Origin of the sequence: Cupriavidus pinatubonensis, assembly GCF_019602855.1 — a bacterium.
In the GTDB taxonomy this organism is placed as follows: domain Bacteria; phylum Pseudomonadota; class Gammaproteobacteria; order Burkholderiales; family Burkholderiaceae; genus Cupriavidus; species Cupriavidus pinatubonensis.
In genome coordinates, this window is the sequence record NZ_CP080767.1 from 1,798,969 (window position 1) to 1,811,530 (window position 12,562).

A 12,562-nucleotide genomic window follows, 5' to 3' on the forward strand; every position below is an offset into this window, starting at 1 on the left:
GCTTTCGAAACGCCGAGGTTGCTAAAACTCCTGCATACCAGCCGGACAGGAGGCAACCATGGAAACTTCGATGAGCGAAACCGTCGCCACCGCACTCAAGGCGAACTTTCGCGGACAACTGATTCAGCCGGGCGACGCGGCTTACGATCAGGCACGTACCGTGTACAACGGCATGATCGACAAGCGTCCTGCGATCATCGCGCGCTGCGTCGATGTCGCGGACGTCGTTGCGGCGGTGAACGCGGCGCGCGACAGCGGGATGCTGCTGGCCGTGCGTGGCGGTGCGCACAATGGCGCCGGGCTCGGCACCTGCGACGGCGGGCTGGTCATCGACCTGTCGCCCATGAAGGGCGTGTTTGTCGATGGCGGCCGCAAGACGCTGCGGGTGGGCGGTGGCTGCACCTGGGGCGACGTGGATCACGCCGCCAGTGCCTACGGGCTGGCGACGCCAAGTGGCTTCATCTCGACAACGGGCGTGGGCGGGCTGACGCTCGGCGGTGGCATCGGTTATCTCAGCCGCGCCTACGGCCTGACGATCGACAATCTGCTCAGCGCCGAGGTCGTGCTGGCTGATGGGCGCATCGTCACCGCTAGCAACGAGGAAAACGCCGACCTGTTCTGGGCATTGCGCGGCGGCGGCGGCAACTTCGGCGTGGTGACGTCGTTCGAATTCAAGGCGCACCCCGTTGCCACGGTTTATGGCGGCCCGATGTTGTGGCCGATGGAGCAGGCACGCGAGCTGATGGCATGGTGGCGCGATTTCATCCTGAACGCGCCGCAGCAGATCAATGGCTGGTTCGGCTTCGTCACGGTACCGCCTGCACCGCCGTTCCCGGAGGAAGTTCACCTACAGAAGATGTGCGCCGTCGTGTGGTGCTACACCGGGCCGCTGGATGAGGCCGATACGCATTTCCGTACGATTCGCGAGGCCATGCCGCCCGTAGTGGACTTTGCCGGGCCGATCCCCTGGCCGGTCCTGCAGAGCCTGTTCGACGGACTGTATCCGGCTGGCCTGCAGTGGTACTGGAAAGCCGACTTCGTCAGCGACCTCAGCGACAAGGCGATCGATCTGCACATCAAATATGCGCAGCAGTTGCCGTCGATGCACTCGACCATGCACCTGTATCCGATCAATGGCGCAGCGCATCGAGCCGGTTGCGACGACACGGCCTTCAGCTATCGCGACGCCAATTTTGCGAGCGTGATTGTCGGCGTGGATCCCGACCCGGCCAACAACGACCGCATCGTGCAGTGGGCAAAGGACTACTGGCTGGCCCTGCATCCGTACTCCGCGGGCGGCGGCTACATCAACATGATGATGGACGAGGGCAATGACAACGTGAAGGCGTCCTATCGCGACAACTACGCGCGGCTGGCGCAGATCAAGCGCAAGTACGACCCGGCCAACCTGTTCCGCGTGAATCAAAACATCAAGCCGGCCTGAAGCAACACGATGGCACATGGGGCGCGGGTATTCCTCGTGCCCTGCGGAAGGAGATTTCCATGAACGGCTTGTTGTGCGTCGGAATTGCAGCGTTGATGCTGGCGTGCGCCGGTTGCCGCGACACCGGGGCCGATGCGGATTACCCCAGCGATAACGCCATGACCGCGATCGCGGGCACCGGCGAACTGGCAAATGGTGACCAGCATTCGCTGTACCTGTTGCGCTAAGGCGGGGAGGTGCTCCTTTCCCTATTCGCAACCACTGACTCAGAAGTCCGGGCCTGCGCCGCAGCCACACCAAGCGGCCGGCCCACGCCAGGCAACGGCTTGCACGGCAGAGGCGATCCCGTGCGGCACGTGTCGTTTCGTCCGATCGCCTGCACGAGGAGTGCCGCCGCGGCAGCGCCGCCGACACCCATGTTGGAGATTGCCATGCACAAAAATCTTGCCAAGACCCTTCTTGCCACCGTTGCACTGGTTGCCGGCTTCAGCCAGAGCGCCCATGCCGGCGGCTATGCTGATGCACTGATCGTTGGCGCGCCGAGTCACAACGGCCCGCGCGATCCCTATACCGATGGGGCGCGCATCGGTGCGCGCGATCCCTTCACCGACGGTGCGCGCATGGGTTCGCGTGACCCCTTTACGGATGGCGCTCGCATCAGTTCGCGTGATGGCTTCACCGACGGCGGCCACAGCGATGTGCACGGCGGCGGGGCATGATTTTCCCAAGCCAAGCCAACAGGGCGTCTTTTCAAGGCCGCTTCGCTGTCCAGGCGCGGATCTAGGGCAGATGCCTGCCGGGCAGCGGGACGGCCGGCGCGCGCGCACCGGCCCGGCGCGGTTGCTGGCCGACGGTGGTGGGGGTTCGACCCTGGACTGCCTTGCCGTCCCGGCTGTCCGCCGTAAAGCCACGGTTGCGGCTCGCATGTCCCGGCTCGGAGAACGCGCCGATCCTGATCTCTTCGCCCATCCCACCGACGGCACGCTGCGCATGCGCGGTGCCTGCGGTTGCCAGCACAGCCATTGCCATCAGGGTAAGCGTTTGGATCTTCTTCATACATTCTCCGGCCTCAGGCCTCGTGGGTCAGTGGCCAGCTTGGGCCGTTGGCTGCGGAGGTTAATGCAAACCGATCTCACCATCTGTAATGGATTGTTAATGGACGAGCACACGCCCCGGGTGTCGTGTCAGCCACATGCTATTTTCGGCGCACCAGCGGCGTACCGCGCCAGCATGCACGGTACAGCATGCGTGCCGCTTGTCGGGTTCGCTGACCTCGGCTAGCCTGCTACCCATACCGATTCTTCGCTGCGTTGCGACACCTATTCGATGCGAGAACGCTCGACCACCCGGGGCAAGGCGCTGCAGCGCCTGCGCCAGGTCTTTTCCCCCTTGAACCTGGGCGCGGCGGCGTGGCTGATTGCAACGTGGTCGTTCGCGGCGTTTCAACTCGTGAGCGAGCGGGACCGGTTGCTGCACGACGCTGCCGACCGTACCCAGGCAGAGGCTCTGGCGTTCGGCGCGTACTCCAAGTCCAGCATCCTGCGGCTGTCCGAGTTCCTCCTTGACCTGCGGGCCAGTTGGCTGGCCGGTCAGACGGGCTTCATCGACATGGTGCGTGAGCGGGAGAACCTGGTGGTCGATCTCACGTTCCAGGTCGCCGTGATCGACAAGCATGGCTTGCTCGTCTACTCATCTATCGCCCCGCCCGCATCCGGCGAGAAGGTTGACCTGAGCGGGCGCGAGCATTTCCGGGTCCATCAGGACGCGGGCGGCCGCGACATGCTGTTTATCAGCGACCCGGTGAAGGGCAAGGTCTCGGGCAAATGGTCGATCCAGTTCACGCGCCCGATCCTGCGCGAGGGCAGCTTCGACGGGGTCATCGTGGTCTCGGTCAGTCCGGAGCAGTTCGCCAGCTTTGCGCAGACGTTCACTAACCGCGATGGCGAAGTGGCGTCGGTCATCAAGAGTTCGGGCCAGGTCATTGCGCGCGTACCGAGCCTGGAGGGCTCACTGGCAAGGGCGGTCACCAACAGGCCCTATCTCGCCAGCGGGTCGCCCCAGTCTGGTAGTTATCGCGCGGTATCGGGCTCCGAAGGCGTGGAGCGGGTCTTTGGCTATTACCGCATGCCGGAGTTCGGACTCAATTTCGTAGTGGGCGAGTCGGTGGGCCTGGTGCTGGCTCCCTACGAGGTCTATCGCCGCATTGCGTTGGCCGGCGCCATGGCTTCCACGCTGCTGGTCGGACTGTTGTACTACAGCCTGCGTCGCTCCATGGTGGAGCGACGGCGCCATCTGGAGGAGATGCGGCTGGCGGCGCTGGTCTATTCGTCGAGCAGCGAGGCCATGATGGTGACCTCCGTCGACGGCACCATCATCGACGCGAATCCCGCCTTTGCGGCTGCCACCGGCTATACGGTCGAGGAGATCAAGGGCCGCTCTGGCTACAGCATTAGCGGAGCCGGCAATGCGGCAGGGCTGGTCGAACGCCTGCGGGCTACCTTGGGCGCCAAGGGCAGATGGAGCGGCGAATTCTCGATCCGACGCAAGGACGGCAGCGAGTTTCCCGCCTACCTGACCGTTGATACCTACCTGGCACACCAGTACGGCGAGCACCGCCGCGTCGCGCTGATCCATGACATGACCGAAAAGCGCCAGGCGGAAGAAGTCATCCGGCACCAGGCGAATTTCGACGCGCTCACGGACCTGCCCAACCGCCGCCTGTTCTTCGAGCGGCTGGAGCAGGAAATCGAGCGTTCGCGCGGCACGCAGGATGTGCTGGCGCTGCTGTTCATCGACCTGGATCGGTTCAAGGAGGTGAACGATACCCTTGGCCACGACCAGGGCGACCTGTTGCTGCTGGAGGCGGCGCGGCGCATCGCGGCATCGGTGCGCGCGTCGGATACCGTCGCGCGGCTTGCCGGGGACGAGTTCACCGTGATCCTGCCCGCAGTCGGCGATGCCGGCGTTGCCGGCGGCATCGCCGAGGCGATCCTGCAGCAGATTGCCGCGCCTTACCGCCTGGCCGGCGAGCTGGTGGTGGTGTCGGCCAGCATCGGCGTGGCGACCTACCCCAAGGACGCCGACAATGCCGAGGCGCTGCTGGTGTACGCCGACCACGCGATGTTTGCCGCCAAGGAGGAGGGGCGCAATCGCTGGAAGATCTTCACCCAGGCGCTGCTGCAGGCAGAGAGGGAACGCCTGCGTATCACGCAGGACCTGCGCACGGCGCTGGCGTCCGAACAATTCGCGCTGCACTACCAGCCCATCGTTGATCTGCGCACCGGCAAGGTCTGCAAGGCCGAGGCCCTGATTCGCTGGAACCATCCGGTGCGCGGGCCGATCCACCCGGTCGATTTCATTGCCGTTGCGGAGGAATCCGGCCTCATTATCGACATCGGCCGCTGGGTGCTGACGGAAGCGCTGCGCCAGCTTGCGCGCTGGCACGTATTGCTAGGCAAGGATTTCCAGATCTCGGTCAACAAATCCCCAATGGAGTTCTGCGCGCCTTCAAGCGGACCCGAGTCCTGGTCCAGCATGATCGAGCGCAGGAACGTGCCGGTGGGCAGCCTCGTCATCGAGATCACTGAAAACTCGCTGATGGAGCAGAACGCCGATGTCATGGATCAGCTCTCCCGCTTTCAGGCGGCCGGCATCGAAATTGCGCTCGACGACTTCGGCACCGGCTACTCCTCCTTGTCGTACCTGCGGCGCCTGGACATTGACTACATCAAGATCGACCGGTCCTTCATCCGCTCGCTGACGCGCGGTCCGGACGACGTGGCCCTGTGCCGCGCCATCATCAACATGGCGCACGCCCTGCGCATCCGTGTGATCGCCGAGGGCGTCGAGACCCAGTCGCAACGCGACATCCTGCTCGCTGCCGGCTGCGACTACGGGCAAGGCCACTTCTTCTGTCCTCCGGTAGAGGCCAGCGCATTCGAGGCGTTCGTGAGCGCCGTGACCTGAGGTGAACGGCGTCCCGGTGCTGTGGTGCCGTGGTGCGTGACGGCGCACATATGCTGCCGGCCATTGTCCATAAAGCGGGCATTGTGACGTTCCCCGCGCGAAGCTTCCGCGAAATGAAAAATCTAGACTTCAAATGGAAGGCTGGCAACGGCTGATCCCACACTTTCCATCAGGTTCGATCGCCAATTGCGCCCGGCATCTCAAAGGTGCACTTCAGAAGGAGAGTGCAATGACAACGAAGCGCAGGGATTTCATGGAAACGTGTATGGTCGGATGCGGCCTGGTACTCGCCGAATCTTTCCTGTCCAATGGCTTGGCCGCGACGCAAGAGAAAAAGGTAACGGCAAACGAAGATCTCATGCGCGAGCACGGCGTGCTTCGCCGGGCACTATTGGTCTATGGCGCTGCGGCCGACCGCTTGATGCAGCAACCCGCCTCGCTCCCGGCCCATGCACTGGCGAGAACCGCCCGGCTGTTCCGGACATTCGGAGAGGACTACCACGAGCGCAGGCTGGAAGAAAAGATCATCTTCCCGGCGATACGCAAACTCGAGGGGCCGGTTTCCCGCTACGCCGATGTCCTGCAGCAGCATGATCGGGGACGGGATCTCACCGATTATGTCCTTCGTGTTGCGCAGGGCGGAAATGTTGCCGGCAGCAACGCTGCGCCGCTTGCCGCGGCACTACGGGAGTTCAATTTGATGTATGCACACCATGCCGCCCGCGAAGATACCGTAGTCTTCACGGCATGGAAAAATTCCTTGTCGCAGAAGAACTATGAAGAAGCAGGGGAGGAATTCGAAAAAATCGAAAAACAGGTATTTGGCCATGATGGCTTCGATTACGCTTCGAAGGAGATCGCGAGTATCGAGGATGAGATGGGTTTGTCTGATATTGGCCGGTTCACCATGAACAAGCCGCCGGAAAACAAAAAATAGATGGCGTGAAGTCAATGTGCCCACCTCAAGACACGCAACTGACCACCCCAAAGGAGACGGAGGCACAAATGAATGAGGTATCACTGACGATTCCGGAAATAGGGTTGATTGCCGGAACACGAGCGGCGGGCGCAGCAGGACTGGCGCTGTTGCTCAGCAACCGAATGAACCCCGAACAGCGCCGCGCCATCGGCTGGACGCTACTTGCCGTAGGGGTCGTGACTACAGTGCCGTTACTCGCCCAAGTGCTCGGAAAGCGCCAGGCATACAAGTGCCACGACGACAGCTGACGTCAATGCAAATGCCCGCCGAAAAGCCCTAGTACGCCAATGACGATCAGGTAAATGGCGACGATGTAGTTAAGCAGCCGGGGCATGATGAGAATCAGGATTCCGGCAATCAAAGAGATCAGCGGGCCGGCACTGGTGATGAAGTTCATGATAGTTCCCTGGAATGTGAGCGGACGGTCCGGCCGATGGCCGCTCGTGTCGCCTAATCCGCTCACCCCCTCTATGTGAGGCGGCAGGCGAGCTCAGACACCGTCCGTGCCATCCTCCGTTTCCAGCAAATGTCGCACCAGCATCTGCGACGCCACGGGTAAGGCATCCATGGAGCGCACGGCCAGCAGGAACTCGCGCCTCGCCAGCGCATCGCTGAGCGGCACGATGCATAGCGGCATCGTGGCGCAGTTACGCTGTGCGATCGCCTCCGGCAGTATGCCGATGCCGAGTCCGGCGCTAACCATCACGCACAAAGCGTCGAAACTCGTTACCCGGATACGCAGTTTCAACGGGCAATGCAAGTCTTGCGCGGCACGCAGCAGCGCGACGTCGATGGCACTTCCTGTGTGCATGCTGACGAGTTCGTGATCGAGCAGGTCTCGAAGGGCAACGTGGGGCCGATTCCCGAGCACATGCCCATGCGGTGTGACCACGACGAGCCTGTCCTTGCGGAACGGGAACGTCTGCAACCCAGGCACGGGCATGACCGGCAGGTAGATGCCGATGTCGGCGGCGTTCTCGGCAACAGCCTTTGGCACCAGTGTGCTGGTCTTTTCCTCCAGCTGCAGCTGGACCGTTGGGTATCGTGCCGAGAACGAGTGAAGCGGTTCGGCGAGGAACTGGAGAATGGCTGAGAGGCTCGAGCAGATGCGCACCAGTCCGCGTACACCCACGGCAAAGCTCTGCATCTGCACCAAGACCTGGTCCAGCTCATGCAGGGCACTGCGGGCGAGCGTCAACAACGCCTGGCCGGCTGGAGTCGGTTCCACGCCCTTGTTGGTGCGCACCAGCAGCTGCGTCTGAAGCTGGGCTTCAAGGTCGCTCAAGCGCTTGCTGACAGCCGCTGCGGAAATGTGTTCGCGCTCTGCGGCGGCGGCGATCGTCCCATGCTCCACGACGTGGATGAAGAGCTCAAGCGAAAGCGGGTCAAGCTGGCTCATGGGGATGTCGTTTGCTCCACGTAGAGGAGCCGTACTGCCCTCAGTTTTCGTTATGGCGGCATCGCAAAGCAATGCTTTGCGCAGGCGTCCACCTTGTCCAGAATAGCAACCTGTCCGGACGGCGCTGTCTGGGCGGCACGGTCTGCCAACGTGCCGATGCGCCGTCGGGGTTCCAGGTGCGCGTGGGACGCCACCGGGACTGCGAGATGATTTGACCTATGGCCGCACATGCCCGGTTGTGCCGCCCGAAAGCTAGATCGGAGACGCAATGCTCAGTCACCATGAAATCTCGGCACTGATTCTTGTGCGGAACGCGCCATACCATGCGACCGACGCTCTGGAACTGGAGGGGCTGGCGAATAAAGGCATGATCGAATGGGTGCGGCGCGGCATCACCCAGCGTCGGCCGTGCCTGACGGCCCTCGGGGAACGGTTCTACAGCAAGGTGGTGACGCCGTTGTACGCGGCGGCATAACGTACGACACGACCCACCTAGCCAGAATCCGGGCACCGCTGTCCCTTCGCTGCCGCTACCACGCAAAGCTGCAGTCGGACGGTGTGCGGAGTTGCCAGTCGCCGTTGCCGCACAGTTCCAGTACCTGGACGTGATATTTGAGCAGGGTGGGGCGGTGGCTGACGCTCACGATCGTGGTATGGCCAGCGGAGAGCTGGCTGTAGAGGGCGGCCTCGTTTGCGACATCGAGCGCGCTGGTCGCTTCATCGAGCAGCGCGTAGCGCGGACGGGCCCGCAGCAGGCGGGCGAACGCCAACCGCTGCTGTTCACCGAGCGACAGGACCTTGCCCCAGTCCAGCTCCGCGTCCAGGCCGCCGACGCGTTCCGCCAGGTCAGGCAGGTTGACCATGTCCAGCAGCTTCAACAGCTCCTCATCCGATATGCGATGCTGCCCCTGGTCGGGATACAATAGCTGGCAGCGCAGGTTGCCAACCGCCATGTATGGCCGTTGTGGCAATATCAGCATCTGCCCGGGCTCGGGATGCACAATGCGGCCGCTGCCGCAGTTCCACAGGCCGCTGATAGCCCGCATCAGTGAACTCTTGCCCCCTCCGCTGGGACCGATGATCAACAGGCTCTGGCCCTTGCCCACCGTCACGTTAAGGTCCTTCAGCAGGGTACGATCATAGTCAGGGGTATGCAGCGTCAGGTGCTCCAGTGACAGCGTGTCGCCGCGCTGGTGATCGATCCGCCCCCCGGGCTTGCGCCGCAGCACGCGCGTATGCGCAAGCGACGAGGCGAATGTGGCAAGCCGGTCCAGGCCTGCCACGAAGCGGCTCAGGCTTTCGAAGTTGTCGACGATGACCGTCAGCGCCGCCAGCACCGCTGTGAACGCTCCCGCGGCCTGGATCGCGCTGCCGACTTCCAGTTCGCCGTCGAGCACGCGGTTGGCGACGATGACGCTTGGCAGCATCAGTGTCAGGAACGCATACGCATACTGGAACAGGTAGAGGTTGAGCTGCCAGCGGTTCAGGCGGTTGTAGTTGGCGAACACATGCTGGAACCGGCCGCGTACGTGGTGGAACTCATGTTGCTCGCCGCGATGGAAGGTGATCGATTCGGCATGCTCGCGCACCCGGATCAGGCTGAAGCGGAAGTCGGCCTCGCGCCTGAGCTGATAGAAGTTCAGCCCAATCAGTACCTTGCCGAAGCACAGCACCGAAACCACCGTGCCGCAGATGGCATAAAGCACCAGGAACAACACCAGTTCGCGCGAGATCGACCACAGCACCTCGCTGAACGCAATCAGCTGCAGCAATGACCCCAGCATCAGCAGCAGGAAGTACAAGGACTGCTGCGTAAATGTGCTGATGTCCTCCGAGATGCGCTGGTCGGGGTTGTCGATGTTGGTGTTGTTGTTCAGCGCATAGAAGGCGCAGTTGCCAAAGTATTTTTCCAGGTACTGGTGCGTCATCCAGGCGCGCCAATGCATGAACAGCCTGTTGCGCGTGTAGTAGTAGAAGGCGTAAACGGGAACGGCCGCCAGCAGCACGTAGACGAAGATCCGGATGGCATACCAGAAGCGGTCAGCGTCTCCGGCCGCGAGTGCCGAGGCAAATTCCCCTGTCTGCTCGTTGAAGCGCACATTGGTCCAGGTCTGGCCTAGCAGCAAGCCGACCAGTATCAGCAACAGCGCCCAAGCCTTTCCCTTTTCCCGTGACACCCAGTATGGCCTGGCGATGTCAAGGAACCGCTTCCACAGATTGCCGCTGCGCGTTGCCATGACCATGTCGTTTTGACAAGGCTGCGGGCCGGCAGGAAGCTCCCGCCGGGCCTAAGGCCTCTAACAGCCCGGGCATACGCATTTCGCATGCCAGCTGGCATGGTCGGTTTGCCGGGGTTGGAGACCCATGCGTAGATCATAGTCGTTCGATTGCCCCGCGAGGTACCGTCAACCCAGGAAATACCGGTACCATCGTCCTACTTACGCGCCAAGGAGCAGGCATGCAGTTTCTCTGGCCGCAGATGCTCTGGCCGCTGGTTTCTCTTCCCCTGCTGGTGGCCGCTTACCTTTACCTGCTTGCCCGGCGCAAGAAATCTGCCGTGTTGTATGCCAGCCTTGCGCTGCCGCGTGCCGCGCTGGGTCGCAGGCAGCGGCTGCGGCGTCACATCCCGCCGCTGCTGTTCCTGTTCGCGTTGGCCGCGGCGCTGCTGGCCTGCGCCCGTCCCACCGCCACCCTCACACTGCCATCTGACACCGTCACCCTGGTGCTCGCGATGGACGTCTCGCGCAGCATGGCAGCGAGCGATGTCGCACCCACGCGCATTGGCGCCGCCCAGCAGGCCGCACGCGATCTCATCGTCGGGTTGCCGCCTGGCGTGCGCCTTGGCATTGTCTCGTTTGCGGCTACGGCAATCGTGGTGCTGCCGCCTACCGACAACCGGCTTCGCATGCTCGACGCGATCGACCGCTTCGAGCTCCAGAACGGCACGGCGACAGGCAGCGGACTGATCCAGTCGCTGGCGGTGCTGTTTCCTGATGACGGCATCGACCTCGAAGGGATCCTCTTTGGCGGCGAGTCGCTTGCGCCGGGCACTGGCGGCCGCTCGCTGACCGAGGCCGCCGCGGCGGACGCCGTCCGCAAGCGCGATCTGGAACAGCCCGGGGCGGCGCCCGGCTCCTACCGGCACGGTGCGGTGATCCTGCTCAGTGATGGTCGGCGCACGACCGGCCCGGATCCCCTTGACGCGGCGCGCATGGCCGCCCAGCGCGGCCTGCGCGTCTATACCGTGGGCTTCGGAGCGGTACAGGACGCTGGTACGGAGGGATCCAGCTTGTCTTACGAAATGCAGGTGGATGAACCGACCTTGCGCCAGATCGCGACGCTCACGGACGGCGAATACTTCCAGGCCGGCTCGGCCGCCGACCTGACGCGTGTGTATCGCCAGCTGAGCGGCCGCTTCGCACTCGAGCGCAGCGAAGTCGAGATCGGTGCCTTGTTCGCGGCAGGCTCGGTTGTCTTACTCGTGGCGGCGTGCGTGCTGTCGATGCTCTGGTTCCGGCGGTGAACGGCAGCGTAGGCAAGCGGCTGGCATGCGCCAGCCCGGGTGTCCTGGAGGAGAGACACAACGTGCGGCGTCAATTCAAAATCTTCGCTTTCGTGATTCTCACTGCGCTCGGTACCGCCCGTGCCGACGACGGGAGAGGTTTGGCACGGAGTGGTAATCCCAATGAGGTTTCGATTTCAGGGGTTTCATCCGGCGCTGCCATGGCCATTCAGTACGCTGTCGCCCATTCCAGTTCCATCGTCGGAGTGGGCGCCGTTGCCGGCCCGGGGTGGGGCTGTGCGGACGGCCGACTATCCGTGGCAATCAATGACTGCATGTGTGGACGGCAGCCTACTGCTCCCCATGTTGCGGGCGCCCGCGCGCAAGCGGCGAGCGGGTCGATCGATCAGCTGGTCGCGGGCAAGCCGGTGGCACTTCAGCGCTCCTATGTCTTCCAGAGCCCGGAAGACCATACCGTGGTAAAGCAGTCGGGTCAGGCGAGCATTGACTTCCTGGCTGCCTTTATCGGAAAAGCGCCTGTCGTAGACAGAGGGAATGCCGCGGACGGAAGCAACCGGGCCGGCCACGGCATTATCTCCCCCGACGGGACGGATGCGTGCCAGTCCAATGGCAAGGAAAAGACCTACGTTCGCCGCTGCGGCGCGGAAGACAATGCCGGGAAGCTTTTCCACGCCCTTTATGAACCGGCCACGGTCTACGATCCGACCAGGCGTGTCAGGGACATCCCGGCAACGGAGGTCTGGGCATTCAAGCAACAGCCGCTGATCGACCCGATCAAAAAGAGCGACGGCAAGATCGCCCCTGACGGTATCTTCTGGCTACCCTTCAGCACCGCGCGGCGCAAGAACTTCGATATGGCGGATACCGGATATCTCTACGTTCCGCCGTCCTGCCGAAGCAGCGGCAGCCGTTGCCGGATACACATTGCACTGCATGGCTGCAAACAGACGGCGAAAGAGTTTGCCGTGACCGCGGGCTACAACAATTGGGCGGACTACTACAAGGTCATCGTCATCTACCCGGCGCTCGATCACCAGACGTCCATGGATGGAGAGGTTTGCGCCATGCCCGCGGCGTTGCGGATTGCCGATTCCAGCTGGGTGAAGCCGAACCCGAACGCCTGCTGGGACTGGTGGGGCTATCTGGACGATGAGACGCCGCAGGCCAGGCGTTACCTGACCAGCAAGGCGCCGCAGATGCGGGTGATTGAAAGCATCATTGGCGAAGCCACACGGTAGGGAAACCTTTGCG

Annotated in this window: 13 protein-coding genes; 9 read left to right on the forward strand and 4 right to left on the reverse strand. The window is 63.0% G+C overall.

The genetic code is table 11. The annotated features are described in order from the left end of the window. The first annotated feature begins 58 nt into the window (after positions 1-58). The 3 genes from K2O51_RS20910 to K2O51_RS20920 all read left to right on the forward strand — a co-directional run bounded on the left by K2O51_RS20910 (position 59) and on the right by K2O51_RS20920 (position 2,163). Complete coding sequence (locus K2O51_RS20910; RefSeq protein ID WP_011297801.1) at positions 59-1,444, forward strand: FAD-binding oxidoreductase; 1,386 nt, start codon at positions 59-61, stop codon at positions 1,442-1,444. Between the two features lie 59 nt (positions 1,445-1,503). Continuing rightward, positions 1,504-1,671 carry a hypothetical protein gene (locus K2O51_RS20915; protein WP_166486998.1) on the forward strand — a complete coding sequence of 56 codons (168 nt, stop codon included), beginning with the start codon at positions 1,504-1,506 and terminating at the stop codon, positions 1,669-1,671. Positions 1,672-1,875: 204 nt separating this feature from the next. Next, the gene (locus K2O51_RS20920; protein ID WP_011297802.1) at positions 1,876-2,163 is read left to right on the forward strand and encodes a hypothetical protein; all 288 of its coding nucleotides are present in this window, start codon (positions 1,876-1,878) and stop codon (positions 2,161-2,163) included. Positions 2,164-2,224: 61 nt separating this feature from the next. Here the strand turns inward: K2O51_RS20920 and K2O51_RS20925 are convergent, their stop codons facing one another. Next, positions 2,225-2,500, reverse strand: coding sequence for a hypothetical protein (locus tag K2O51_RS20925; RefSeq protein ID WP_011297803.1), 276 nt, complete (start codon positions 2,498-2,500; stop codon positions 2,225-2,227). 270 nt (positions 2,501-2,770) lie between these two features. On the opposite strand from K2O51_RS20925, the gene K2O51_RS20930 reads away from it, so the two are divergent. The 3 genes from K2O51_RS20930 (at position 2,771) to K2O51_RS20940 (ending at position 6,637) form a co-directional block, all read left to right on the forward strand. Further along, positions 2,771-5,410 carry a bifunctional diguanylate cyclase/phosphodiesterase gene (locus K2O51_RS20930; RefSeq protein ID WP_140950517.1) on the forward strand — a complete coding sequence of 880 codons (2,640 nt, stop codon included), beginning with the start codon at positions 2,771-2,773 and terminating at the stop codon, positions 5,408-5,410. A 229-nt stretch (positions 5,411-5,639) separates the two neighbouring features. After that, the gene (locus K2O51_RS20935; protein WP_245001945.1) at positions 5,640-6,347 is read left to right on the forward strand and encodes a hemerythrin domain-containing protein; all 708 of its coding nucleotides are present in this window, start codon (positions 5,640-5,642) and stop codon (positions 6,345-6,347) included. Positions 6,348-6,415: 68 nt separating this feature from the next. Further along, positions 6,416-6,637 (forward strand): hypothetical protein, encoded by a 222-nt coding sequence (locus tag K2O51_RS20940; protein ID WP_041679595.1) that lies wholly within the window; start codon positions 6,416-6,418, stop codon positions 6,635-6,637. A gap of 2 nt (positions 6,638-6,639) precedes the next feature. Here K2O51_RS20940 and K2O51_RS20945 read toward each other — a convergent pair whose 3' ends face one another. Both K2O51_RS20945 and K2O51_RS20950 read right to left on the reverse strand, forming a co-directional pair. After that, positions 6,640-6,786, reverse strand: coding sequence for a DUF3096 domain-containing protein (locus K2O51_RS20945; RefSeq protein ID WP_011297807.1), 147 nt, complete (start codon positions 6,784-6,786; stop codon positions 6,640-6,642). A 93-nt stretch (positions 6,787-6,879) separates the two neighbouring features. Then, positions 6,880-7,788, reverse strand: a complete 909-nt coding sequence (locus K2O51_RS20950) for a LysR family transcriptional regulator (RefSeq protein WP_011297808.1) — start codon at positions 7,786-7,788, stop codon at positions 6,880-6,882. A 268-nt stretch (positions 7,789-8,056) separates the two neighbouring features. Here K2O51_RS20950 and K2O51_RS20955 point away from each other — a divergent pair, with 268 nt between their 5' ends. After that, the gene (locus K2O51_RS20955; protein WP_041679596.1) at positions 8,057-8,263 is read left to right on the forward strand and encodes a hypothetical protein; all 207 of its coding nucleotides are present in this window, start codon (positions 8,057-8,059) and stop codon (positions 8,261-8,263) included. Between the two features lie 55 nt (positions 8,264-8,318). Here K2O51_RS20955 and K2O51_RS20960 read toward each other — a convergent pair whose 3' ends face one another. Then, positions 8,319-10,031, reverse strand: a complete 1,713-nt coding sequence (locus tag K2O51_RS20960; protein ID WP_140950520.1) for an ABC transporter ATP-binding protein/permease — start codon at positions 10,029-10,031, stop codon at positions 8,319-8,321. Positions 10,032-10,246: 215 nt separating this feature from the next. Here K2O51_RS20960 and K2O51_RS20965 point away from each other — a divergent pair, with 215 nt between their 5' ends. Beyond that, positions 10,247-11,311: a VWA domain-containing protein gene (locus K2O51_RS20965; RefSeq protein ID WP_011297810.1), complete on the forward strand. Its 1,065-nt coding sequence runs from the start codon at positions 10,247-10,249 to the stop codon at positions 11,309-11,311. Positions 11,312-11,373: 62 nt separating this feature from the next. Further along, positions 11,374-12,549 carry an extracellular catalytic domain type 2 short-chain-length polyhydroxyalkanoate depolymerase gene (locus tag K2O51_RS20970; protein ID WP_011297811.1) on the forward strand — a complete coding sequence of 392 codons (1,176 nt, stop codon included), beginning with the start codon at positions 11,374-11,376 and terminating at the stop codon, positions 12,547-12,549. Positions 12,550-12,562 lie beyond the last annotated feature (13 nt).

Coding starts and splice junctions, on each gene's coding strand:
- K2O51_RS20910 (WP_011297801.1), top strand. CDS start 59: ATGGAAACTTCGATGAGCGAAACCGTCGCCACCGCACTCAAGGCGAAC.
- K2O51_RS20915 (WP_166486998.1), top strand. CDS start 1,504: ATGAACGGCTTGTTGTGCGTCGGAATTGCAGCGTTGATGCTGGCGTGC.
- K2O51_RS20920 (WP_011297802.1), top strand. CDS start 1,876: ATGCACAAAAATCTTGCCAAGACCCTTCTTGCCACCGTTGCACTGGTT.
- K2O51_RS20925 (WP_011297803.1), bottom strand. CDS start 2,500: ATGAAGAAGATCCAAACGCTTACCCTGATGGCAATGGCTGTGCTGGCA.
- K2O51_RS20930 (WP_140950517.1), top strand. CDS start 2,771: ATGCGAGAACGCTCGACCACCCGGGGCAAGGCGCTGCAGCGCCTGCGC.
- K2O51_RS20935 (WP_245001945.1), top strand. CDS start 5,640: ATGACAACGAAGCGCAGGGATTTCATGGAAACGTGTATGGTCGGATGC.
- K2O51_RS20940 (WP_041679595.1), top strand. CDS start 6,416: ATGAATGAGGTATCACTGACGATTCCGGAAATAGGGTTGATTGCCGGA.
- K2O51_RS20945 (WP_011297807.1), bottom strand. CDS start 6,786: ATGAACTTCATCACCAGTGCCGGCCCGCTGATCTCTTTGATTGCCGGA.
- K2O51_RS20950 (WP_011297808.1), bottom strand. CDS start 7,788: ATGAGCCAGCTTGACCCGCTTTCGCTTGAGCTCTTCATCCACGTCGTG.
- K2O51_RS20955 (WP_041679596.1), top strand. CDS start 8,057: ATGCTCAGTCACCATGAAATCTCGGCACTGATTCTTGTGCGGAACGCG.
- K2O51_RS20960 (WP_140950520.1), bottom strand. CDS start 10,031: ATGGTCATGGCAACGCGCAGCGGCAATCTGTGGAAGCGGTTCCTTGAC.
- K2O51_RS20965 (WP_011297810.1), top strand. CDS start 10,247: ATGCAGTTTCTCTGGCCGCAGATGCTCTGGCCGCTGGTTTCTCTTCCC.